Here is a 22,270-nt window from a genome sequence, read left to right on the forward strand (position 1 = left end):
CTGATGGGGTGAAGAGAGAGGGGAAGAAGAGTCGGGGATCTTCCCGTTCTGTCCATCCTTGGGCATGCAGCGAAGCAAGGGCCGTCCCCGGAGCGACGGGGCTGGTCAGGAAAGTCCGGTCGAGCGACTCGACAGTGCCGGCCCTGCCGGGGAGGCCGGACACCTGAAGTACGACGATCCCTGGTACGACGCCCTCGCCTCAGGCTGGGGTGAGTCGGACGGTGCCGGGGTGCGGGCTCCGGCCGTGGTTCCATCGGCACGCGGGGAAGGCGAGACCGGGCTCGCGGCGGCCGATGTGTATCTGGAAGTGCAGCGCAGCGCGGCCTTCCAGGAGGTGCGGCGGCAGTATCGGAGGTTCGTGGTGCCGGCTTTCGTGGCGTTCTTCGCCTGGTACGTGGGCTACGTCGTGGCTGCCACGACCGCGCCGGAGCTGATGGCACGGCCCGTGGTGGGAGCGGTGAATGTGGGACTGTTGGCGGGGCTCGGGCAGTTCCTGACCACGTTCCTGTTCACCTGGGCGTACTCGCGGCACGCGCGGCTGCGCAGGGACCGGGCGGCCCTCGACCTGCGCTGGGACACCCAGGAGCTGACGCGCGGCGTGAACGGCGGTGTCTCATGACGGACGAACACCAGACGCTGGCGCTGCTGCTGTTCAGCGGGTTCGTCGCGGTCACGCTGGCGATCACGACATGGGTGAGCCGTAACCGGCGTGGCTCGGCGGAGGAGTTCTACACGGGCGGGCGGCTCTTCTCGCCCATAGAGAATGGTTTTGCCATCGCGGGTGACTACATGTCCGCGGCCTCCTTCCTCGGTGTCACCGGGCTCATCGCGCTGTTCGGGTACGACGGGTTGCTCTATGTCGTCGGCTTCCTCGTGGCCTGGCTGGTGGTGCTGTTCCTCGTGGCCGAACTGGTCCGCAACTGCGGCCGGTTCACGCTCGCCGACGTCGTCGCGGCGCGGATGAGGGAGCGGCCGGTACGGATCGCGGCGGGAACCTCATCGGTCACCGTGTCCGTTCTGTATCTGGTGGCGCAGATGGTCGGCGCGGGCAGCCTGGTGGCGCTGCTGCTCGGGGGCACGAGCGCAGCGGCGCGGGCCTGGACCGTCATCGGCGTCGGCGCGCTCATGGTCATCTATGTGTCGTTGGGAGGGATGCGGGCGACGACGTGGATCCAGATCGTCAAGGCGGTCCTGCTCCTCGGCGGCACGATCGTGCTGACGGTGCTCGTCCTGGTGCGCTTCCACGGCAACCTGGACCGGCTGCTGCTCACGGCGGCCGAGCGGAGCGGGCAGGGGGAGGCGTTTCTGGCGCCCGGGCTGAAGTACGGCGGAGACTGGACCGCCCGTTTCGACTTCATCAGTCTGGGTCTGGCCCTGGTGCTGGGCACAGCCGGGCTGCCGCACATCCTGTCCCGGTTCTACACCGTTCCCACCGCGCGCGCCGCACGCCGCTCGGTCGTCTGGGCTGTCGGGCTCATCGGCGGTTTCTACCTGATGACGATCGTGCTCGGTTTCGGCGCGGCCGCCATCCTGGGGCCGGACGCGGTACGCGGGTCGAACGCATCCGGGAACACGGCCGTTCCGCTGCTGGCGCTCGACCTGGGCGGCGGTGCCGGTTCCACGGGTGGAACGGTTCTCTTCGCGGTGGTCGCCGCGGTCGCCTTCGCCACGATCCTCGCCGTGGTCGCCGGGATCACGCTCGCGTCCTCGGCGTCGGTCGCCCACGACCTGTACGCGTCCCTGCGGCGCCGCAGCGGCAAGCCCCGCAGCGAGGTGGCCGTGGCCCGGGGCGCGGCCGTCGGTGTCGGCGTGGTGGCGATCGCCCTCGGCCTGCTGGCACGCGATCTCAACGTCGCGTTCCTGGTAGGCCTCGCCTTCGCCGTCGCGGCGTCGGCGAACCTTCCGGTGTTGCTCTACTCCCTCTTCTGGCGCGGCTTCACGACACGCGGTGCCGTCTGGGCCGTCTACGGAGGTCTGATCCCGGCTGTGGTGCTTGTAGTGCTGTCCCCGGTGGTCTCCGGAAGCCCCGACTCGCTGTTCCCGAACGTCGATTTCCAGTACTTCCCGTTGCAGAACCCCGGACTGGTCTCGATCCCGCTGGGCTTCCTCGCGGGCTGGCTGGGCACAGCCACAGCGCCGGAGGCGCCGGACGAGGCCACGCACGCGGAGACTGAAGTACGGTCGCTGACCGGTGCGGGAGCCGCGTAGCGCGGTCCTGCACGGCCGTACGGCTGCGGGGTCGCCCCTGCGCCTATGGCGCCACCCATGCGTAGCGGTGCTCAGGTCGGCCCGTGTCGCCGTACTTGAGGGAGAGGCGCAGGCGGCCGGACTGCTCCAGGCGGCGCAGGTAGCGCTGGGCGGTGGAGCGGCTCAGACCGGTCTCGGCGGCGACCTCGTGGGCGGAGAGAGGGTGGTCGGCGTGGTGCAGGACGCGGCAGATCAGTTCCGTCGTCGGCTCCGAGTGGCCGCTCGGCAGCCCCGGCGACGCGAGGGCCGGGGTGGTCCGCAGGGCGCTGAAGATCCGGTCCACCTGTTCCTGGACGGCGATACCGCGGCCGCCGCCGACCCGTTCGACGGTGCGGCGCAGGGCGGCGTAGGACTCCAGTCGGGTGTGCAGCGCGGCGAAAGTGAACGGTTTGACCAGATAGTGCAGGGCGCCCAGGCGCATGGCGGCCTGGATGGTCGCCACGTCGCCGTCAGCAGTGATCATGATGACGTCGGTGCCGTGCCCCTGTTCCCGCATGCGGTGAACGAGTTCGAGCCCCGTCCCGTCAGGGAGATAGTGGTCCAACAGGACCAGATCGATCTCTCCGCGCTGCACCGCCGCCAGAGCCTGGGCAGCGCTGTGCGCGCGGGCCGCCACCCGGAAGCCGGGAACCCTCTCCACGTACTTCGCGTTGATCTCGGCGACACGGAAGTCGTCGTCCACGACCAGGACGTCAATCATCGGGCCTCTTTCCCTCAAGGCCATGCGGGCGTCAAGCCCATGTTTCGGCTACGTTTTTGTATCCCGCGCAAAACGAGCACAACAGGCTCTTGCGAGCAAAAGAACGGTATGCGCTCACAAGACTGATGCCGCCTGCCGAGCCGGATCTACCGTCCCCGGCCATGAGCGCAGACAACAGCCCCGCCATTGAGCTGCGGGGCGCGAGCAAGACATTCAGGACCCCCTCGGGAGGCCTGCACACGGCCGTCCGGGACCTGGATCTCACGGTCGGCCGTGGAGAGTTCGTCGCGGTCGTCGGCCCCACAGGCTGCGGCAAGTCGACCACATTGACCCTGGTCAGCGGCCTCGAGGAGCCCACCGAGGGCGACGTGCTGGTCGCCGGGGAGCCGGTGCGCGGCGTCGGCGACAAGGTCGGCTTCGTGTTCCAGCAGGACGCCACCTTCCCCTGGCGTACGGTGCTGTCCAATGTGATGGCGGGACCGCGCTTCCGTGGCGTGCCCAAGGCGGACGCGAAGCGGAAGGCGCGCGACTGGCTGGCGCGGGTCGGCCTCGAAGCCTTTGAGGACCGCTACCCTCACCAGCTCTCGGGCGGCCAGCGTAAACGCGTCGCACTTGCCGCGACCTTCGTCAACGACCCCGAGATCCTGCTCATGGACGAGCCGTTCTCCGCACTCGACGTGCAGACCAGGGCGCTGATGTCGGACGAGCTGCTCGAACTGTGGGAAGGCACACGCGCCTCGGTCGTCTTCGTCACACACGACCTGGAGGAGTCCATCGCGCTGGCCGACAAGGTCGTCGTGATGACCGCCGGGCCCGCGACCGTCAAGCAGGTCTTCACCATCGACCTGCCACGTCCCCGCAAGGTCGAGGCGGTGCGCCTGGAGCCGCGGTTCATAGAGATCTACCGCGAGATCTGGGAGTCCCTCGGCGAAGAGGTGCGGATCACCCGCGAGAGGGGTGCCGCGCATGTCGCCTGAGCTCATCAGCACACCGGTCGTGGAGACGGTCAAGACACCGGACCGTGCCCACTCACGGGCCCAGGCAGCACGCAGGCGAAAAGTTCTGATCAATCTCGTCCGGGCGCTGCTGCTGGTCGGAGTCCTCGGACTGTGGGAGATGCTGTCCCGGGCCAAGGTCATCGACCCGTTCAACTTCTCCATGCCCTCACAGATCTGGGACCAGATCTCCACCTGGGTCATGCACGGGACGGCGCTCGGCTCCCTGGGCGAGCAGATCTGGTACACGCTCTACGAGGCACTGCTCGGCTGGGTCCTCGGTGTGGTCACGGGTGTCGTACTCGGCATCGCGCTGGGGCGGATCGCATTGCTCGCCGATGTTCTTGGTCCATACATCAAGGTGCTCAACTCGATTCCGAGGATCGTCCTCGCGCCGATCTTCGTGATCTGGTTCGGGCTCGGCCCGGCCTCCAAGGTCGCGTCGGCCGTCGTCCTGGTCTTTTTCCCGGTGTTCTTCAACGCCTTCCAAGGCGCCCGCGAGGTGGACCGGAACCTCGTTTCCAACGCGCGGATCCTGGGTGCGAGCGACCGCCGGGTGACCTTTCAGGTGGTCATCCCGTCCGCCACGTCCTGGATCTTCACCAGCCTCCACGTCAGCTTCGGCTTCGCCCTGATCGGCGCCATCGTCGGTGAGTACATCGGTGCCACCAAGGGCATCGGCCTGCTCGTCGCGCAGTCGCAGGGCACCTTCAACGCGGCCGGGGTCTACGCGGCGATGGTCATCCTCGCCGTCGTCGCGCTGCTCGCCGAAGGGCTGCTCACTTTCGCCGAGCGCCGCATCTTCCGCTGGAAGCCCGCGGACTCCGAGCACTGACACCCAACCCCGGACGTCTCCTCTCCGCCCCGTCACAGCCTCCTCTTCGCCCTCTCACAAGGACGTGAACCGCCATGCGCACCAACGCCCGATACGCCGCCCTGGCCGCCGCCGGCCTGCTCGCCCTCTCCTCGCTCACCGCCTGTGCCAACGACGCCGCCAGTACGGCGTCGGCCGGCTCCGGCAGCGGAGGCGGCGGCAAGGGCGAGCACGTCAAGATCATGGTCGGTGGCCTGGACAAGGTCATCTACCTGCCCGCCATGCTCACCCAGCGGCTCGGCTACTTCGACGCGGAGGGACTCGACGTGCAGCTGCTGAGCGAGCCCGCCGGCGTCCAGGCCGAGACGGCACTGGTCTCCGGCCAGGTCCAGGGGGCCGTCGGCTTCTACGACCACACCCTCGACCTCCAGACCAAGGGCAAGAAGGTCGAGTCGGTCGTGCAGTTCTCGCGCGCCCCGGGCGAGGTCGAGATCGTCTCCTCCAGGGCAGCGGGCGACATCACCTCGCCCAAGGACTTCAAGGGCAAGAAGCTCGGCATCACCGGCCTCGGTTCGTCGACCGACTTCCTCACCAAGTACCTCGCCGTCAAGAACGGCGTGAGCGTCAGCGACTTCACACCCGTCGCCGTCGGTGCCGGCCCCACGTTCATCTCGGCGCTCCAGAAGGGCTCGATCGACGGCGGCATGACGACCGATCCGACGGTGGCGCAGGTCCTGGACAAGAAGGTCGGCAGAATTCTTCTCGACATGCGGACACCGCAGGGGTCCCAGGAGGCGCTCGGCGGTCCGTATCCGTCGTCAAGTCTGTACATGCAGACGGACTGGGTGAACAGCCACAAGGCCACCGTCCAGAAACTGGTCAATGCATTCGTCAAGACCCTCACGTGGATGTCCACCCACAGCGCGTCCCAGATCGCCGACAAGATGCCGGCCGACTACTCCCAGGGCGACAAGGCCCTCTACGCCCAGGCGATCAAGAGCACGCTGCCGATGTTCACCAAGGACGGCGTGATGCCCGCGGACGGCCCCGAGACGGTCGAGAAGGTGCTCAAGGCGTTCAACCCCAACATCAAGAACGCCAAGATCGACCTGGGTCAGACCTACACGACGGAATTCGCGAAGAAGGCCACTGGCTGACAGCCCCAACGCCCACGGACTGACCCTCAGGCGCGGGTCGCCCACACGTAACGGTGTTCCGGGCGGCCCGCATCGCCGTATTTCAGGGTCAGCCTGGCCCGTCCCGTGCGCTCCAGGAGCTTCAGATAGCGCTGGGCGGTCTGGCGGCTCACCCCGGTCCGTTCGGCGATCTCCTGCGCGGACAGGGGCCCGTCGGCGTTCATCAGGGACTGACGGACCAGCTCCGCGGTGGTGGGGGAGTGCCCCTTGGGCAGATCCGGCTCGGAGGGGGCCGACAGCGCCCCGAAGATGCGGTCCACCTCGGCCTGCTCCGCCTCCCCGCCGCCGTCGAGGGTGCGGCGCAACTCCGCGTACGCCTCCAGCTTGGCCCGCAGACCGGCGAAGGCGAACGGCTTGACCAGGTACTGCAACGCGCCGTGCCGCATCGCCGCCTGCACCGTGGACACGTCCCGGGCCGCCGTCACCATGATCACGTCGGTCTGGTGGCCGCGACGGCGCATCTCCTGCACGACCGCGAGCCCCGTCTCGTCCGGCAGATAGTGGTCCATGAGCACCAGGTCGAGCCGGGGCAGCGTCTCCAGCCGGCTCAGCGCTTCCGCGGCGCTGTGGGCCTCGCCCGCGACATGGAAGCCCGGCACCTTCTCGACGTAGGCGGCGTTGACCCGCGCGACCCTTGGGTCGTCGTCCACGACCAGGACTTCGATCATCACGACTCCTCCTCGGCGGTCTGCGGGGCTGACGGCACGGTCAGGGCCGGTTCCGTGCCCGGCTCGGTCAGCGCCTCCGGCAGCACGACGGTGAACTCCGCACCCCCGCCGTGTGCCTCGCCGACGGTCGCGCTGCCCCCCTGCCGCTCGGCGAGCCTGCGCACCAGGGAGAGCCCGATGCCCCGCTCGCGGTGCGCGGGCGGCTCCTTCGTGGACCATCCCGCCGTGAAGATCAACTCCTGGTGCTCCGCCGGGATTCCCGGGCCCGTGTCGCGCACCCGGAGGATCACCGTACGGCCCTCGGCGCGCAGTTCGACCTCCACGCGCGCGTGCGGCTTGCCCGCGACGGCGTCGAGGGCGTTGTCCACCAGGTTGCCGACGACGGTGACGAGCCCCTGGGGATCGATCAGCCGGTCGGGCAGCCGGGTCCGGTCCGACACCCACAGGGCGACGCCCCGCTCTGCCGCGACGGTCGCCTTGCCGACCAGCAGGGCGGCGAGCAGCGGGTCCGCGATGCGTTCGGCGACCTGTTCCGCGGTGGCCCGGTGGTCACCGACCACTTCACCGACGAACTCCACGGCGTCGTCGTACATCTCCAGTTCGAGCAGCCCCAGGAGCGTGTGCATACGGTTGGCGTGCTCGTGGTCCTGGGCGCGCAGGGCGTCGATCAGACCGCGGGTGGAGTCCAGTTCACGGCCCAGCTGCTCCAGCTCGGTGCGGTCGCGCAGGGTGGCCACGGCGCCGCCGTCGTCGGTGGGCATGCGGTTGGCGACCAGCACCCGCTGGCCCCGCACGGTGAGCAGGTCCGTGCCGGTCACGCGCCCGGCCAGCACATCGGCCGTACGGCCGGTGCCGAGCGCCTCGTCCGGGGAGCGGCCCACCACCCCGTCTCCTATGCCGAGCAGGCGCTGCGCCTCGTCGTTGACGAGGCGGATACGACCGGTGCGGTCGAGGGCGACGACGCCTTCCCGGATGCCGTGCAACATCGCCTCCCGTTCCGACAGCAGTGCCGCGATGTCCGAGAAGGCCAGGTCCCTGGTCTGCCGGTGGACCCGCCGCGAGATGAACCACGCGGCCAGCGCGCCGACGGCCAGGGCGCCTCCGGCGTAGGCGAGCAGCCCCGGGATCGAGTGGATCAGCCGGGCCCGGACGCTGTCGTAGGCGATGCCTACCGAGACGGCACCGACGATCGTGCCGTCGCTGTCCCGCAGCGGCACCTTGCCGCGGGCGGAGCGGCCGAGGGTGCCGCTGTCGATCTCCATGACCTCCTTGCCGGCCAGGGCCTGGCCAGGGTCGGTCGAGACGATGCCGCCGATCTGCTTCGGGTCGGTGTGCGACCAGCGCACGCCGCGCCAGTCCATCACCACGATGTACTCGGCCTTGGTGGCCTTGCGGATCCGCTCCGCCTCCCGCTGCACCGGACCGTTGGGTGAGGGAGGCGTGTCCCTCACTTCCCTCGCCAGGCCCGGCTGCTGCGCGGTGGTCTGCGCGATGGCGAGCGCGCGGCGCATCGCCTGGTCGTCCAGCTGGTTGCTCAGGGGCGCGAGGAACAGCCCGGTCGCGAGGACCGCGACTCCCGCGGCGATCGCCACCTGCATCAGCAGCACCTGCGAGAACACCCGCCGCGGCAGGCCGAGGCGCAGGCGGCGTGCGGGGGGAGTGGGGCTCATACCCAAGAAGGTACGTGGGACCGGCTGACTGCCGTAACGGGTGTGGCGTGGATCTCTTGATCAATGCTTGAGGAGACGGCCCGACCGCCGCCGGCGGGCCGGTCAGCTTGCGAGCGCCGTCGTCACGCTCACCTCGCGCACGCCCACCACGTCCATCCGCGCGGGCGAACCGAGCACCGCCGCTCCACAGCTCTCCGGCCGGGGCGGCAGCGCCGTGCCCTGGGCCACCTCGACCTGCCAGCGGCGCCCGTCGGTGTGGGCGACGGTCACCTCCCACCGCGGCGTCGAGCCGGCCGTCCGTACGACGCTCAGCGCCTCCGCGGCGTATTCACCCGTCCTGGTGCGCACGGCGAGTTCGGCCGCCTGGCCGGGCCGTTCCCACGCCGAACTGCCCCGGCACCCCTCGACCACGATCCGCCCCTCCCGCGCGCCGTGCAGGACCTCTTTGAGGGTGTGGGCCTCGGCCCGGCCGTACGCGTATCCGTACGGCAGCACGAGCGCAGTCGGGGAGAAGCGGTGGCCACCCAGATGAGTGACCTCCCAGACGCCCTCGGCCCCGGACGCGGTGAGTTCCGCCGCGAGAGGGCGGCCGAGGAGGGCGCAGCAGCGGTCGCGCTTGCCGTTGGTGCAGACGAGGGCGAGGGGATCACCGTCGTGGGGCCGTCCACCGAGCACGGTGTCGAAGGTGCCGTGGTCGCCCCGGCCGAGTGCGGCGAAGTCGAGATCGAGGAGCTGCCCGGGATCCGAGGTCGTGGCGCCGTGCAGCCACACGTTTCCCGGAACGATGTGGGCCGCGTACACCCGGCGGGTGGCGGGCATCCGGCTGTCCGCGTGGCGTCCGGGGCGGCGGATGAGCACGACCCGTACGCCCGTGTCCTCGGCGGCCGCCTCCAGGGCGCGGCCCAGCGCGGGGTCCAGGTGGCTCGAAGTGAGCGCCTTGGGACCCCAGGGGCCGGGCTGTTCCAGCAACAGCCAGGTCCTCGCGGTGGCCGCGGTTCCCGAGACGGGCTCGTCGGAGTCCCGGGAGACGCTTGAACACGTACGCACAGAGGTGAGCCTAACCTGAGTTTGGGTCGCGGCTCATTTCGGCCCCGCCCTTATCTACTCCGGCAGTGGCTGCGGCGGCTTCGGACCTGCGTAGAGACCGCTCGGGCGCATGCGCAGCGGGCGCTCGCCGTACTCCTCCAGGGCGTGGGCGATCCAGCCCGCCGTACGGGCCACCGCGAAGATCGTCTCGCCCGCGGTCGGGGGCATGCCGCAGGACGTGGTGAGCACGGCGAGCGCGAGGTCGACGTTGGCGTGCAGCGGGGCGTGGCGGGCGGTGGTCTCGACGATGTCGCGGGCCGCGAGGAGAGAGGGTTCCGCGCGCGGGATCTGCTCCAGGAGGGCGAACAGGGCACGCGCGCGTGGGTCCTCGCCCGGGTAGAGCCGATGACCGAGTCCCGGGATGCGGCGGCCGGCGCGCAGTTCGTCCGTGATCACCGGTGCCGCGTCGCCCTGGTCGAGCACGTCCTGGAGCAGCCGGTGCGCGAGTCCGCTGGCGGCTCCGTGCAACGGGCCCTCGATCACCCCGAGCCCGGCGGAGACCGCCGCGTAGGCGTGGGCACGGGCCGAGGCGGCGACGCGCACCGCGAGGGTCGAGGCGGCCAGGTCGTGGTCGACGAGGAGGGCGAGCGCGGTGTCCAGGGCACGCAGGGACGCCTCGTCCGGGTCCTTGTGCACCGACAGCCGGCTCCACAGACGGTGGGCCAGGGGGCCGTCGTCACGGCGGTCGCGCCACGCCGGAGGCAGGGCGGCGACCAGCGTGGGAATCAGGGTGCGCGCGGTGCCGAGCACGGCGTCCTCGGACAGGTCGAAGCGCAGCGGGTCGGCGGTCGCGGCGGCGATCGTCGCGACGCGCAGCAGGTCGGTGGGCGCGGCGTGTTCGGGCAGCGCGTCGACGGCGCGGCGGGCGACGGTGACCGCGGCGTCCGGCGCGGTGAACGTGCTGCCCGGCCGCATCCGGCCGGTCCAGAGCCACTCGGCGACCTCCTCGTAGGTGTGCCGCGTGGCGAGGTCGACCGCGTCGACACCGCGGTAGTAGTAGCGGTCGCTCTCGATGAGCGTGATGCGGGTCCGTACGGACAGCTCGCCGCCGGAGGGGGAACTCCCGGCACTCTCCCGCCTGTTGCGCCGGGCGAGTGCCTCGACCTCCCTGGCGTCGAAGGTGCTGCCCCGGCCGCCGGCCACCCGTCGGCTGCTGAGCTGACCGCGGCTCACGTAGGCGTACACGGTCTCCGGCTTCACGCCGAGCAGCTCGGCGGCCTCCTTGGTGCTCAGCCGCCGTTCCGCGTCGAGGGGGGCGGGTTCTGGATCGCGCATGGGGGTCACCGTATCCGCCTAGCGGCACATTGACTGATATATTGATCTAATCAATATTGACACATCTAGAGTCAACCATGGACAGTCGAATCAAGTCCAGGGAGGAAGACATGTCCGTCAACAGGTCTGCTACCGCTCTCATCGACGCACCACGGGGACTGGCCGGTGTCGTCGTCACCGACACCCGGATCGGTGACGTCCGTGGCGCCGAGGGCTTCTACCACTACCGGCAGTACTCCGCCGTCGACATCGCGCGCACCCGCGCCTTCGAGGACGTCTGGCATCTGCTCGTGCACGGTGTACTGCCGGACGCCGGGCAGAGCGCGGCCTTCGCGGCGCGGACCGCGGCGCTGCGGCGGCTGCCCGACGAGGTCCGGGCGGCGCTGCCTGCCATCGCGGCGGCCGGCGGGCGCTCCGGCCCCCTCGCCGGGATGCGCACGGCGCTGTCGCTGCTGGGCGCGGCCAAGGGCTTCCGGCCCGTGTACGACATCGATGCCGACCGGCGCAGGCGGGACACCATCGAGGCGACCGCGGCCGTGCCCACGCTCCTGACCGCGCTGCACCGGCTGGGAAAGGGGCTTGAGCCGGTGGAGCCGCGCGAGGACCTGTCGTACGCGGCCAACTACCTGTACATGCTGACCGGTTCGCTGCCGACGGAGCGGCACGCGCGGGCGATCGAGCAATACCTGATCTCAACCATTGATCACGGATTCAATGCATCAACGTTCACAGCTCGGGTCATCGCGTCGACGGGTGCGGACGTGGCTGCCTGCCTCGCCGGTGCGGTGGCCGCGCTGTCGGGGCCGTTGCACGGGGGTGCGCCCAGTCGCGCGCTGGACACCCTGGACGCGATCGGCACCCCGGACCGTATCGCCTCCTGGGTACGGCGGCGGGTGCTCGCCGGTGAGCGCATCATGGGCTTCGGGCACGCGATCTACCGCACGGAGGACCCCAGATCGCGGATGCTGCGCGAGGTCGCCCAGGGGTTCGGCGGTCCGCGGGTGGACTTCGCCGTGGAGGTCGAACGGCACGTCGAGGCGATCCTGACGGAGCTGAAGCCCGGCCGCGAACTCCACACCAACGTCGAGTACTACGCGGGCGTGGTCATGGAACTCTGCGGCCTGCCCCGCGAGATGTTCACCCCGACGTTCGCCGCCGCGCGCGTGGTGGGCTGGAGCGCCAACATCCTGGAACAGGCGGAGGACACGAAGATCATCAGGCCGGTGGCGCGCTATGTGGGGCCGGAGGCGCCGGCACCCGTACCTGCCTGACGGGCGGCGCCACAGGGCAAGAGGGGTCCGGCACCAGGAGGTGCCGGACCCGAGCCGCCGTGCCGGTTCGACGGATGCCAGACCCGCGGGCGGGACAGGTACCCGAATTTCGATCCGACGGGTACCGGCTCCCCGCCTGATGGACACCCGGCCCCCGGCCCGACGGGCCTCCGGCGAGATCAGGCGTCAGGGATGTCGGCCTTGGCGTCGATGAGGGTTTTGCGTGTGACCACGACGATGCGCTCGTAGTCGGCCCTGGACGCGTCGCCGGGGAGCTTTCCGTCGAGTTCTTCGGTGAGGTCCGTGCCGATCACAGCGAACCGGCCGTCGGACAGCTCGAAGATATCGGGGCAATTGGCACCAGTCGCACTTCCCCGCGCGCTGGGCGGGGTGCCGATCCGACGGATGATGTGGCTCACTGTTCGGCGTTCCTTTGGATCTCGAGGCTTGGTGCGCACTGTAGCCTGCGGTGCGATGCGGCCCTGTGGGGCCGCGGCCTCGACAACCGGGCGGCGTGGAGCGGCGGTTCGGCGGTGGTCGACCCGGTTCGCGGGATGCGCAGTAGTCAACCTTGTTGGCATCTGGGCAAACGCGCCGGTTTACGGGTTCGTTACCGCCCAGCCGTGTGATGCGTTCGGGCGAGTGATCCGGAAGGTGCCGCGCTTACGGCCGAGGCCCGGTCACTGCTCGCTCGGCGGCTCCCCGACCACCCACCACTCGTCGGTCTCAGCCTCCTCCAACTGCGCGAGGAGATCGTCGACCATACGTCCGAGCCCGGCCTCCTCGGAGGAGTCGGCGAGGGTCGCCCGATGCGGGCGGGAGGCGTACCAGTACTCCCTGAAGACGGGGTTCTGGAGCATGCTCCGGGCGAAGCCGAAGAACTCCTCCCGGCTCATGTTGCCCATGCGGTGATAGGACAGGGCGTTGGTGTACAGGGCGTTGGCGAAGAGGAACTGGCGGAGTTTCCTGGGCGAGACGGTCCCGTCGTAGGCGTCCAGCACCTCGGCCAGCTCGGGATCGTCCATCGCCTTGCTCAGCAACTCCCAGTGCAGGCGCTGCTGGTGGGCGAAGTTGGTCCGGCGCTGTGACTGTGCGGCCTCTTCCAGGTGCTCGATCCGCGTGCGTAACGCATGGAGTGCCGGCCACCGCGCGGCCATGGCGACGGTGGCGCCCGCCGCCAGGACGATCCCTGCCGAGGCGGTGGCACTCAGCCCCGGAAAGCTCAACTTCCGTGTGCCCATGGCAACCCCCGATTCAGGCGGACGTCCGCCGGTCGTCGGTATGCGGGTCGACTGGAGGGGACCGGCGAGCGGTGGGCGGCGCTTGCCGTCTCCCAGAGTGCCGAGCGGCTCTGATCGGCGGGGAGGCGGAGAGGAGGCGCACGGAGGGAAGCGAGGGTCGCACAAACCGGCGCCATGCCCAACGTCTGCCCCGCGAGTGCTGCTAACAATCGTTCACTTCGCCGTGATTCCCACGGCTCGTATCCTGGGGCGGCATCCCATCCTCGTACGTGTGCCGGAACGCGAGCCGGTGCACGCGTCGGCGTGAGAGAGGTCGCACGGTGAGCCTGCCGAGCCCGCAACCGCAGCAGATCCCGGTCGTCGTCCTGGCCGGATTCCTCGGCTCGGGGAAGACCACCCTGCTCAACCACCTCCTTCACCGCAGCGGCGGCAGCCGTATCGGTGCCATCGTCAACGACTTCGGGGCCATCGAGATCGACGCGATGGCCGTGGCGGGAGCGCTCGGCGACTCGACGGTCTCGCTCGGCAACGGCTGTCTGTGCTGTGCCGTCGACGCGAGCGAGCTGGACCGGTACCTGGAACGGCTCGCGGAACCCTCCCTCGGCATCGACGTCATCGTCATCGAGGCGAGTGGGCTGGCCGAGCCGCAGGAACTCGTACGGATGCTGCTCGCCAGCGAGCACCCGGGAATCGCGTACGGCGGGCTCGTGGAGGTCGTCGACGCCGCCGAGTTCGACGACACCCGGTCCAGGCATCCCGAGATCGACCGGCATCTCGCGCTGGCCGATCTCGTCGTGGTCAACAAGCTCGACCGGGCGGCGGACGGCGAACGCGTCCTCCCACTGGTCCGCTCCCTGGTCGACCGCGCCGCCGTCGTCCCGGCCTCCTACGGCCGGATCGACCCCGAGTTCCTCTTCGACTGCCGGCCGAGCGAGGAGCGCATCGGGCAGCTGTCCTTCGACGACCTGCACGAGCACGGCGCCGACGACCACCACGAGCACCTGCACAGCGCCTACGACAGCCTGTCGTTCGTCTCGCGGGAGCCCCTGGACCCGCGCCGGCTCATGGAGTTCCTCGACAGCCGGCCCGAGGGGCTGTACCGGATCAAGGGCTATGTCGACTTCGGGCCGTACGACGTGCACAATCGCTACGCCGTCCACGCCGTCGGACGGTTCCTGCGCTTCTACCCGGAGCCCTGGCCGGCCGGCGGCGAACGCCTCACCCAGCTGGTCCTCATCGGCTCGGGCATCGACGCCCCCGCCCTCGACAAGGAACTCGGCGCGTGCCGGAGCGACGCCCCGCACGCCGACGAGCGCGGCATGTGGGGCGTCCTCAGGTACGTACGGAACCCGGAGGAGAACCCGGCCCGGGCAGAGCCTGCCTGAGCCCTCCGCCGCGGGGCTCTAGACCGGCCCCGCCACCACCGCCACCGTCTTCGCCAGGGACACACCCGAGCCGTCACGCCGCGGGTCCATCTCCGGGAGGCCGGCCGGGGTGCCGTTCTTCTGCGCCGCGAGCGCCGGGGCCGGGCCCGCCCAGGCCAGGGACAGACAGTCCTCGCCCTTGAGGAACCGCTGGCAGCGGACGCCGCCGGTGGCACGGCCCTTGCGCGGGTACTGGTCGAACGGGGTCATCTTGGCGGTCGTCTGGACCGAGTCGTCCAGCGTGCCGCGCGAGCCGGCGACGGTGAAGACCACGGCGTCCACGGCCGGGTCCACCGCCGTGAAGGAGATGACCTTCGCGCCCTCGGAGAGCTTGATGCCGGCCACCCCGCCGGCCGGGCGGCCCTGCGGGCGGACCTGGGACGCCTGGAAGCGCAGCAACTGGGCGTCGTCGGTGATGAAGACCAGGTCCTCCTCGCCGGTGCGCAGCTCGACCGCGCCGACGATCCGGTCACCCTCCTTGAGGGTGATCACCTCCAGCTCCTCCTTGTGCGACGGATAGTCCGGCACCACGCGCTTGACCACGCCCTGTGCCGTGCCGAGCGCCAGGCCGGGCGACGACTCGTCGAGCGTCGTAAGGCAGACCACCGTCTCGTCGTCCTCCAGGGAGACGAACTCCGCCAGCGGGGCGCCTCCCGCGAGGTTCGGCGTCGGCATCGACTCCGGGAGCTGGGGCAGGTCGATCACGTTCAGCCGCAGCAGCCGGCCCGCCGAGGTGACCGCGCCCACCTCGCCGAGGGCGGTGGCGGGCACCGCCGAGACGATCACGTCGTGCTTCACGCGCTTGGCGCCGGCCTCCTCCGGGAACGGCTCGCCGTTCGCCGTACGGGCCAGCAGACCCGTCGAGGACAGCAGCACCCGGCACGGGTCGTCGGCCACCTGGAGCGGCACCGTGGCGACCGGGGCACCGCCCGACTCCAGCAGGACCGTCCGCCGGTCGGTGCCGAACTTCTTGGCTACGGTGGCCAGTTCCGTGGAGACCAGCTTGCGCAGCTCCGTGTCCGAGTCGAGGATCCGGGTCAGTTCCTCGATCTCCGCGGTGAGCCGGTCCTTCTCCGCCTCCAGCTCGATGCGGTCGTACTTGGTCAGGCGGCGCAGCGGCGTGTCGAGGATGTACTGCGTCTGTACCTCGCTCAGCGAGAACTGCTCCATCAGGCGCTGCTTCGCCTGCGCGGAGTTCTCGCTGGAGCGGATGACTCGGATGACCTCGTCGATGTCCAGCAGGGCCGTCAGCAGACCCTCGACCAGATGCAGCCGGTCCCGCTTCTTGCCGCGCCGGAACTCCGAACGCCGCCGCACGACGGTGAACCGGTGGTCGAGATAGACCTCCAGCAGCTCCTTCAGACCCAGCGTGAGCGGCTGGCCGTCGACCAGGGCGACGTTGTTGATGCCGAAGGACTCCTCCATCGGCGTCAGCTTGTACAGCTGCTCGAGGACCGCCTCCGGCACGAAGCCGTTCTTGATCTCGATGACCAGGCGCAGACCGTGCTCGCGGTCGGTGAGGTCCTTGACGTCGGCGATGCCCTGGAGCTTCTTCGAGCCCACCAGGTCCTTGATCTTGGCGATCACCTTCTCCGGGCCGACCGTGAAGGGCAGCTCGGTGACCACGAGGCCCTTGCGGCGGGCCGTCACGGGCTCCACGGCCACCGTGGCGCGCATCTTGAACGAGCCGCGGCCCGTCTCGTACGCGTCCCGGATGCCGGACAGGCCGACGATGCGGCCGCCGGTGGGCAGGTCGGGGCCCGGGACGTGCTTCATCAGGGCGTCGAGATCGGCGTTCGGGTACCTGATCAGGTGGCGGGCGGCGGCGATCACCTCGCGCAGGTTGTGCGGCGGCATGTTCGTGGCCATACCGACCGCGATGCCCGAGGCGCCGTTGACCAGGAGGTTCGGGAAGGCGGCGGGCAGCGCCACCGGTTCCCGCTCCTGGCCGTCGTAGTTCGGGTTGAAGTCGACGGTGTCCTCTTCGATGGACTCCGTCATCAGGCTCGTCGCCTCGGCCATCCGGCACTCGGTGTACCGCATGGCCGCCGGCGGGTCGTCGTTGCCCAGCGAGCCGAAGTTGCCGTGGCCGTCGACCAGGGGGACACGCATCGAGAAGGGCTGGGCCATGCGCACCAGGGCGTCGTAGATCGACGCGTCGCCGTGCGGGTGCAGCTTGCCCATCACCTCGCCGACGACGCGGGCGCACTTGACATACCCGCGCTCGGGGCGCAGGCCCATCTCGTTCATCTGGTAGACGATGCGGCGGTGCACCGGCTTGAGACCGTCGCGCGCGTCGGGCAGGGCGCGGGAGTAGATGACCGAGTACGCGTACTCGAGGAAGGAGCCCTGCATCTCGTCGACGACGTCGATGTCGAGGATTCTCTCCTCGTACGAGTCGTCGGGCGGCGGGGTCTTCGTGCTGCGGCGGGCCATCGCTGCCGGCTCCTTGCTGAAGCATTGAACGAGATCTGACGCCGACCATTGTGGACCGCCGCACTGACAACCGGGACCAGGGCCCGGCCTACGGGCCGCCCGGCGGGGTTTCGCAGGCGGGCCGCGGGTGCCGCTCGCCGGGCCTGGGCGGGGGAACGGGACACTGCCGGAGGACCGCCGCGCACCCGCCGGTCCGAGGTTTCCCGCCGGTCTTCCGCCGGCCCCGGGCCGGGCACGCCGTCACCACCCCACACGGCCTTTGGACGCTTCCCCCTCTCGCTGTGCGCGTGCGCCCCCCCGGGAACTTCACCAGGGCCCCGCACGCTTGCATACAGTGGCAGGACTCGCCAGGAAAACCGCGGTTCGAGCGACCGCGCCGCGATCGAAGGGACGTACATGCCCATGGGTCACACGGCCACAGCCCAGGCAGGCTCCGGGGGCCTGACAGCGACCGAGCACCGCCTGGCCAACGGCCTGCGCGTGGTGCTCTCCGAGGACCACCTGACCCCGGTCGCGGCGGTGTGCCTCTGGTACGACGTCGGCTCGCGCCACGAAGTCAAGGGGCGTACCGGCCTGGCTCACCTTTTCGAGCACCTGATGTTCCAGGGTTCCGCCCAGGTCAAGGGCAACGGCCACTTCGAGCTCGTCCAGGGCGCGGGCGGCTCGCTGAACGGCACCACCAGCTTCGAGCGGACCAACTACTTCGAGACCATGCCCGCCCACCAGCTGGAGCTCGCCCTCTGGCTGGAGGCCGACCGCATGGGCTCCCTGCTGACGGCGCTCGACGACGAGTCGATGGAGAACCAGCGCGACGTCGTCAAGAACGAGCGCCGGCAGCGCTACGACAACGTCCCCTACGGCACCGCCTTCGAGAAGCTGACCGCCCTCGCCTACCCGGAGGGCCACCCCTACCATCACACGCCGATCGGCTCGATGGCCGACCTGGACGCGGCCACCCTGGAGGACGCGCGCGCGTTCTTCCGCACCTACTACGCGCCGAACAACGCCGTGCTCTCCGTCGTCGGCGACATCGACCCGGAGCAGACCCTGGCCTGGATCGAGAAGTACTTCGGCTCCATCCCCGGGCACGACGGCAAGCCCGCGCCCCGGGACGGCACGCTGCCGGAGATCATCGGCGAGCAACTGCGCGAGGTCGTCGAGGAGGAGGTCCCGGCGCGCGCCCTGATGGCCGCCTACCGGCTGCCGAACGACGGCACGCGCGCGTGCGACGCGGCCGACCTGGCCCTCACCGTCCTCGGCGGCGGCGAGTCCTCCCGCCTGTACAACCGTCTCGTGCGGCGGGACCGTACGGCCGTGGCGGCCGGCTTCGGCCTGCTGCGGCTCGCCGGGGCGCCCTCCCTGGGGTGGCTGGACGTGAAGACGTCCGGTGACGTGGAGGTCCCGGTCATCGAGTCCGCCATCGACGAGGAGCTCGCCCGGTTCGCCGAGGAGGGCCCCACGGCCGAGGAGATGGAGCGGGCCCAGGCCCAGCTGGAGCGCGAGTGGCTGGACCGGCTCGGCACGGTCGCCGGCCGCGCCGACGAACTGTGCCGGTACGCCGTCCTGTTCGGCGACCCGCAGCTCGCCCTGACCGCGGTGCAGCGCGTGCTGGAGGTGACGGCCGAGGAGGTCCAGGAGGTCGCCAAGGCCTGCCTGCGGCCCGACAACCGCGCGGTGCTCGTCTATGAGCCCGTCGCCGAGGAGACGGGCGACGCGGAGACCGCCGAGGACGCCGACACCACCGAGAACACCGCAGCCGCGGCCCTGACCGAGAACGAGGAGGCGGCCAAGTGACCGAGCTCGCCACGATGGACTTCCACCCCCAGCCGCAGGCGGGCGAGGCCAGGCCGTGGGCCTTCCCGGCCCCCGAGCGCGGCACCCTCGGCAACGGCCTGACGGTCCTGCGCTGCCACCGCCCCGGCCAGCAGGTCGTCGCCGTGGAGGTGCTGCTGGACGCACCCCTGGAAGCCGAGCCGGCCGGCACCGACGGCGTGGCCACGATCATGGCCCGGGCCTTCTCCGAGGGCACCGACAAGCACTCCGCCGAGGACTTCGCCGCCGAGCTGGAGCGCGCCGGAGCCACCCTCGACGCGCACGCCGACCACCCCGGCGTGCGGCTCAGCCTGGAGGTGCCGGCCTCCCGGCTCGCCAAGGGGCTCGGCCTGATCGCCGACGCCCTGAGGGCCCCCGCGTTCGCCGACAGCGAGGTCGAGCGGCTGGTCCGCAACCGCCTCGACGAGATCCCGCACGAGCTGGCCAACCCCGCCCGCCGTGCCGCCGTGGAGCTCTCCAAGGAGCTCTTCCCGGCGGACTCGCGCATGTCCCGGCCCCGCCAGGGCACCGAGGAGACGGTCGCCGCGATCGACTCCGCGGCCGTACGCGCCTTCTACGAGAGGCACGTCAGGCCCGCCACGGCCACCGCCGTGGTCGTCGGCGACCTCACCGGCATCGACCTCGACGCCCTGCTCGGCGACACGCTGGGCGCCTGGACCGGCTCCGCGGCCGAGCCGCGCCCGGTGCCGCCGGTGACCGCCGACGACACCGGCCGGGTCGTCATCGTGGACCGCCCCGGCGCCGTCCAGACGCAGCTGCTGATCGGCCGGATCGGCCCGGACCGGCACGACCGCGTGTGGCCCGCGCAGGTGCTCGGCACGTACTGCCTCGGCGGCACCCTCACCTCCCGCCTGGACCGCGTGCTGCGCGAGGAGAAGGGCTACACCTACGGGGTGCGGGCCTTCGGCCAGGTCCTCAGGTCCGCCCCGGACGGGACCGGTGCCGCGATGCTCGCCATCAGCGGCTCGGTGGACACGCCCAACACCGGCCCCGCCCTCCAGGACCTGTGGACGGTGCTGCGCACACTCGCCGCCGAGGGACTGACCGACGCCGAGCGGGACGTCGCCGTGCAGAACCTGGTCGGCGTGGCGCCGCTGAAGTACGAGACGGCGGCGGCCGTCGCGAGCACGCTGGCCGACCAGGTCGAGCAGCACCTGCCCGACGACTTCCAGGCCACGTTGTACCGGCAGCTCGCCGCGACCGGCACCGTGGAGGCCACCGCGGCGGCCGTCAGCGCCTTCCCGGTGGACCGTCTGGTGACGGTGCTCGTCGGTGACGCGGCGCAGATCAAGGACCCGGTCGAGGCCCTGGGTATCGGCGAAGTCTCCGTCGTGGCCGCCGAGTAGCGGCACGCGCGCGTAGGGGCCCTGGTTGTCTTCTAAGGCACCAGGGCTCCTTTATGCCCGAATTGGTGCGGAGGTTGCCTGTCTGCCCTGTGGGATGCGCTACAAAAACCGGGATCCGTTTGGGAATTGAAAGTGGCCCCGCTTAGGTTCGTCCGGGCTGTCCGTCAGGCAGTGCGCCGCACCCGCGGCACCGGACAGTCATCGCCGAGTCCCCGTACGGCGCGAGCCAGGGGAGCCGGGGACCCACCGCAGTCCCTGGGGTGAATCGGACGCCCGCGCGAGCCGCGAGGGGGTCCGTAGGAGACCTTCCTGCTCCGAACCCGTCAGCTAACCCGGTAGGCGAGAAGGAAGGAAAGGACCAGGCACTCCATGGCGTTCACCCGCGCCACCGGGAAACATCGTCGTCCCAGCCGCATGCAGCGCGGCACGGCCCGCGCGGCGGGCGTCGCGGCCCTCGCCACCACCGGTGTCATCGGCACCGTGGCCGCTCCGGCCTTCGCCGCCGAGCCCTCCGTCGAGCAGACCGGCCTCACCCCCGTCGTCACCATGGGCGGCACCGTGGCCCAGCAGATCGACGCCCAGGCCGCCGCCCAGAGGCAGGCCGCCGAGGAGGCCGCCGCCAAGAAGAAGGCCGAGGAGGCCGCCCGCGAGCGGGCCGCCGAGGCTGCCAAGGAGGCCAAGGAGGCGGCCGAGAAGGCCCGCGAGGCCAAGGAGCGCGCCGCCCGCGAGGCCGAGCGCAAGCGCCTCAACACCTTCGTGCCCCCGATCTCCGGCTCGTACATCTCCACCGGCTACCAGGCCAGCAGCGGCCTGTGGTCCTCCGGCAGCCACACCGGCGTCGACTTCCACGCCGCCACCGGCACCTCCGTCCACGCGGTCGGCATGGGCGAGGTCGTCGAGGCAGGCTGGGGCGGTTCCTACGGCAACCAGATCGTGATCAAGATGAACGACGGCACGTACACCCAGTACGGCCACCTGTCGTCCATCGGCGTCTCGGTGGGCCAGAAGGTCACCCCCGGCCAGCAGATCGGCCTGTCCGGCGCGACCGGCAACGTCACCGGCCCGCACCTGCACTTCGAGGCCCGTACGAGCCCCGAGTACGGCTCCGACATCGACCCCGTCGCCTACCTCCGCTCGCACGGTGTGAGCGTCTGACGGCGTACCACTCCGCTTCCCCCGAGGCCCCGGCTCCCCGAGCCGGGGCTTTCGGCGTTTGTCACGTCCGGCTGTCCAAAAAATATCCATGGATTCCGGTCCGCCGTCGGAAATTCCGGCTCATTGCAATAGAGTCACGGAACACGTGTCACTCGTCGACGTTTCACGGGGATTAAACGGAGGTCGGTCATGCGCATTCCGGCGCACTCGGTGTGCACGGCCATCCGGGACGACATCGTCGCGGGTGTCTACGAACGCGGCGGCCGGCTGACCGAGGAACTCCTCGCCCGCCGCTACGGCGTCTCGCGTGTCCCCGTCAGGGAGGCCCTGCGCACCCTGGAGGCGGAGGGCTTCGTGGTGACCCGGCGGCACGCGGGTGCGTGCGTCGCCGAACCCACCGAGCAGGAGGCCGCCGACCTGCTGGAGATGCGGCTGCTGCTGGAGCCGCTCGGCGCGGCCCGTGCGGCCCAGCGCCGCACCGAGGCCCATCTGAAGGTCCTGCGCGGCCTGGTGAGGCTCGGCCAGGAGCGCGCCCGCCGGGGCAACAGCGACGACCTGCGCTCCCTGGGAGGCTGGTTCCACGAGACGCTCGCACAGGCCTCCGGCAGCCCCGCGCTGACCTCGATGCTCACCCAGCTCCGCCACAAGATCGCCTGGATGTACACGGTCGAGGCGCCGGCCGGGCCCGTGGAGTCCTGGACCGAGCACGGCGCGATCGTGGACGCGGTGGCGCGCGGGGACAGCGAGCGGGCGCGGGCGGTCACGGCGCTGCACACCGAGCGCGCGACGGCCGCACACCGGCTGCGTTTCGGCTCCGCCGGGGACCGGGCCGAGCGTGTGAGGAACTCGCAACATCCCGTAAACACGGCGAGCCTGCGGCATTAACACACGAGCCGTATACAAAGAGCAGGGT

At 70.6% G+C, this 22,270-nt stretch carries 19 protein-coding genes and 1 riboswitch; of the genes, 11 read left to right on the top strand and 8 right to left on the bottom strand.

Annotation, left to right across the window (positions count from 1 at the left end; genetic code table 11):
* Positions 1-64: 64 nt before the first annotated feature.
* Positions 65-619, top strand: coding sequence for a DUF485 domain-containing protein (locus tag ACFZDA_RS00495; protein ID WP_391072712.1), 555 nt, complete (start codon positions 65-67; stop codon positions 617-619).
* Entirely contained in the window at positions 616-2,208 is a 1,593-nt protein-coding gene (locus tag ACFZDA_RS00500) for a cation acetate symporter (RefSeq protein WP_391072715.1), read from the top strand. The genes ACFZDA_RS00495 and ACFZDA_RS00500 overlap by 4 nt, the downstream gene beginning before the upstream one ends.
* Positions 2,209-2,251: 43 nt before the next feature.
* On the opposite strand, the gene ACFZDA_RS00505 is transcribed toward ACFZDA_RS00500, so the two are convergent.
* A complete protein-coding gene (locus tag ACFZDA_RS00505) occupies positions 2,252-2,947 on the bottom strand; it encodes a response regulator (protein ID WP_391072717.1) in 696 nt (231 codons plus the stop codon).
* A gap of 161 nt (positions 2,948-3,108) precedes the next feature.
* On the opposite strand from ACFZDA_RS00505, the gene ACFZDA_RS00510 reads away from it, so the two are divergent.
* From ACFZDA_RS00510 to ACFZDA_RS00520, 3 genes are all read left to right on the top strand, one after another.
* Entirely contained in the window at positions 3,109-3,924 is an 816-nt protein-coding gene (locus ACFZDA_RS00510; RefSeq protein ID WP_391072720.1) for an ATP-binding cassette domain-containing protein, read from the top strand.
* Complete coding sequence (locus tag ACFZDA_RS00515; protein ID WP_391072723.1) at positions 3,914-4,777, top strand: ABC transporter permease subunit; 864 nt, start codon at positions 3,914-3,916, stop codon at positions 4,775-4,777. Before ACFZDA_RS00510 ends, ACFZDA_RS00515 begins: the two co-directional genes overlap by 11 nt.
* A 74-nt stretch (positions 4,778-4,851) precedes the next feature.
* Positions 4,852-5,913: an ABC transporter substrate-binding protein gene (locus tag ACFZDA_RS00520; RefSeq protein ID WP_391072725.1), complete on the top strand. Its 1,062-nt coding sequence runs from the start codon at positions 4,852-4,854 to the stop codon at positions 5,911-5,913.
* Positions 5,914-5,939: 26 nt separating this feature from the next.
* Here ACFZDA_RS00520 and ACFZDA_RS00525 read toward each other — a convergent pair whose 3' ends face one another.
* The 4 genes from ACFZDA_RS00525 to ACFZDA_RS00540 form a co-directional block, all read right to left on the bottom strand.
* Positions 5,940-6,620, bottom strand: coding sequence for a response regulator (locus ACFZDA_RS00525; RefSeq protein ID WP_391074520.1), 681 nt, complete (start codon positions 6,618-6,620; stop codon positions 5,940-5,942).
* Positions 6,620-8,290 carry an ATP-binding protein gene (locus ACFZDA_RS00530; protein ID WP_391072728.1) on the bottom strand — a complete coding sequence of 557 codons (1,671 nt, stop codon included), beginning with the start codon at positions 8,288-8,290 and terminating at the stop codon, positions 6,620-6,622. Before ACFZDA_RS00530 ends, ACFZDA_RS00525 begins: the two co-directional genes overlap by 1 nt.
* A gap of 102 nt (positions 8,291-8,392) precedes the next feature.
* Complete coding sequence (locus ACFZDA_RS00535) at positions 8,393-9,337, bottom strand: sucrase ferredoxin (protein WP_391072730.1); 945 nt, start codon at positions 9,335-9,337, stop codon at positions 8,393-8,395.
* Positions 9,338-9,391: 54 nt separating this feature from the next.
* Positions 9,392-10,651 carry a citrate/2-methylcitrate synthase gene (locus tag ACFZDA_RS00540; protein WP_391072732.1) on the bottom strand — a complete coding sequence of 420 codons (1,260 nt, stop codon included), beginning with the start codon at positions 10,649-10,651 and terminating at the stop codon, positions 9,392-9,394.
* Positions 10,652-10,761: 110 nt separating this feature from the next.
* Here ACFZDA_RS00540 and ACFZDA_RS00545 point away from each other — a divergent pair, with 110 nt between their 5' ends.
* Positions 10,762-11,922 carry a citrate synthase gene (locus tag ACFZDA_RS00545; protein WP_391072735.1) on the top strand — a complete coding sequence of 387 codons (1,161 nt, stop codon included), beginning with the start codon at positions 10,762-10,764 and terminating at the stop codon, positions 11,920-11,922.
* Between the two features lie 179 nt (positions 11,923-12,101).
* Here the strand turns inward: ACFZDA_RS00545 and ACFZDA_RS00550 are convergent, their stop codons facing one another.
* Both ACFZDA_RS00550 and ACFZDA_RS00555 read right to left on the bottom strand, forming a co-directional pair.
* Positions 12,102-12,341: a hypothetical protein gene (locus ACFZDA_RS00550; RefSeq protein WP_020273705.1), complete on the bottom strand. Its 240-nt coding sequence runs from the start codon at positions 12,339-12,341 to the stop codon at positions 12,102-12,104.
* Between the two features lie 261 nt (positions 12,342-12,602).
* Entirely contained in the window at positions 12,603-13,163 is a 561-nt protein-coding gene (locus ACFZDA_RS00555) for a DUF6082 family protein (RefSeq protein ID WP_391072739.1), read from the bottom strand.
* A 320-nt stretch (positions 13,164-13,483) separates the two neighbouring features.
* Between ACFZDA_RS00555 and ACFZDA_RS00560 the strand changes: the two genes are divergently transcribed.
* Positions 13,484-14,548: a GTP-binding protein gene (locus ACFZDA_RS00560; RefSeq protein WP_391072741.1), complete on the top strand. Its 1,065-nt coding sequence runs from the start codon at positions 13,484-13,486 to the stop codon at positions 14,546-14,548.
* An 18-nt stretch (positions 14,549-14,566) separates the two neighbouring features.
* Here the strand turns inward: ACFZDA_RS00560 and ACFZDA_RS00565 are convergent, their stop codons facing one another.
* The gene (locus ACFZDA_RS00565; protein WP_391072744.1) at positions 14,567-17,023 is read right to left on the bottom strand and encodes a DNA topoisomerase (ATP-hydrolyzing); all 2,457 of its coding nucleotides are present in this window, start codon (positions 17,021-17,023) and stop codon (positions 14,567-14,569) included.
* Between the two features lie 396 nt (positions 17,024-17,419).
* Here ACFZDA_RS00565 and ACFZDA_RS00570 point away from each other — a divergent pair, with 396 nt between their 5' ends.
* The 4 genes from ACFZDA_RS00570 (at position 17,420) to ACFZDA_RS00585 (ending at position 22,242) form a co-directional block, all read left to right on the top strand.
* Positions 17,420-18,817 (top strand): insulinase family protein, encoded by a 1,398-nt coding sequence (locus tag ACFZDA_RS00570; protein ID WP_391072746.1) that lies wholly within the window; start codon positions 17,420-17,422, stop codon positions 18,815-18,817.
* Positions 18,814-20,202: an insulinase family protein gene (locus ACFZDA_RS00575; RefSeq protein WP_391072749.1), complete on the top strand. Its 1,389-nt coding sequence runs from the start codon at positions 18,814-18,816 to the stop codon at positions 20,200-20,202. The genes ACFZDA_RS00570 and ACFZDA_RS00575 overlap by 4 nt, the downstream gene beginning before the upstream one ends.
* A 192-nt stretch (positions 20,203-20,394) precedes the next feature.
* Positions 20,395-20,558: riboswitch (cyclic di-AMP (ydaO/yuaA leader) on the top strand.
* A gap of 13 nt (positions 20,559-20,571) precedes the next feature.
* A complete protein-coding gene (locus ACFZDA_RS00580) occupies positions 20,572-21,357 on the top strand; it encodes a peptidoglycan DD-metalloendopeptidase family protein (RefSeq protein ID WP_391072751.1) in 786 nt (261 codons plus the stop codon).
* Positions 21,358-21,546: 189 nt separating this feature from the next.
* Entirely contained in the window at positions 21,547-22,242 is a 696-nt protein-coding gene (locus ACFZDA_RS00585) for an FCD domain-containing protein (RefSeq protein WP_391072753.1), read from the top strand.
* The last annotated feature ends 28 nt before the right edge of the window (positions 22,243-22,270 follow it).

Origin of the sequence: Streptomyces sp. NPDC007991, assembly GCF_042958445.1 — a bacterium.
GTDB lineage: Bacteria > Actinomycetota > Actinomycetes > Streptomycetales > Streptomycetaceae > Streptomyces.

Bases quoted from the DNA above. Each gene is read 5' to 3' on its own strand.
- ACFZDA_RS00510 (WP_391072720.1), top strand. From the start codon at position 3,109: ATGAGCGCAGACAACAGCCCCGCCATTGAGCTGCGGGGCGCGAGCAAG.
- ACFZDA_RS00540 (WP_391072732.1), bottom strand. From the start codon at position 10,651: ATGCGCGATCCAGAACCCGCCCCCCTCGACGCGGAACGGCGGCTGAGC.
- ACFZDA_RS00530 (WP_391072728.1), bottom strand. From the start codon at position 8,290: ATGAGCCCCACTCCCCCCGCACGCCGCCTGCGCCTCGGCCTGCCGCGG.
- ACFZDA_RS00565 (WP_391072744.1), bottom strand. From the start codon at position 17,023: ATGGCCCGCCGCAGCACGAAGACCCCGCCGCCCGACGACTCGTACGAG.
- ACFZDA_RS00580 (WP_391072751.1), top strand. From the start codon at position 20,572: ATGGCGTTCACCCGCGCCACCGGGAAACATCGTCGTCCCAGCCGCATG.
- ACFZDA_RS00495 (WP_391072712.1), top strand. From the start codon at position 65: ATGCAGCGAAGCAAGGGCCGTCCCCGGAGCGACGGGGCTGGTCAGGAA.
- ACFZDA_RS00545 (WP_391072735.1), top strand. From the start codon at position 10,762: ATGTCCGTCAACAGGTCTGCTACCGCTCTCATCGACGCACCACGGGGA.
- ACFZDA_RS00505 (WP_391072717.1), bottom strand. From the start codon at position 2,947: ATGATTGACGTCCTGGTCGTGGACGACGACTTCCGTGTCGCCGAGATC.
- ACFZDA_RS00520 (WP_391072725.1), top strand. From the start codon at position 4,852: ATGCGCACCAACGCCCGATACGCCGCCCTGGCCGCCGCCGGCCTGCTC.
- ACFZDA_RS00515 (WP_391072723.1), top strand. From the start codon at position 3,914: ATGTCGCCTGAGCTCATCAGCACACCGGTCGTGGAGACGGTCAAGACA.
- ACFZDA_RS00555 (WP_391072739.1), bottom strand. From the start codon at position 13,163: ATGGGCACACGGAAGTTGAGCTTTCCGGGGCTGAGTGCCACCGCCTCG.
- ACFZDA_RS00585 (WP_391072753.1), top strand. From the start codon at position 21,547: ATGCGCATTCCGGCGCACTCGGTGTGCACGGCCATCCGGGACGACATC.
- ACFZDA_RS00500 (WP_391072715.1), top strand. From the start codon at position 616: ATGACGGACGAACACCAGACGCTGGCGCTGCTGCTGTTCAGCGGGTTC.
- ACFZDA_RS00525 (WP_391074520.1), bottom strand. From the start codon at position 6,620: ATGATCGAAGTCCTGGTCGTGGACGACGACCCAAGGGTCGCGCGGGTC.
- ACFZDA_RS00570 (WP_391072746.1), top strand. From the start codon at position 17,420: ATGCCCATGGGTCACACGGCCACAGCCCAGGCAGGCTCCGGGGGCCTG.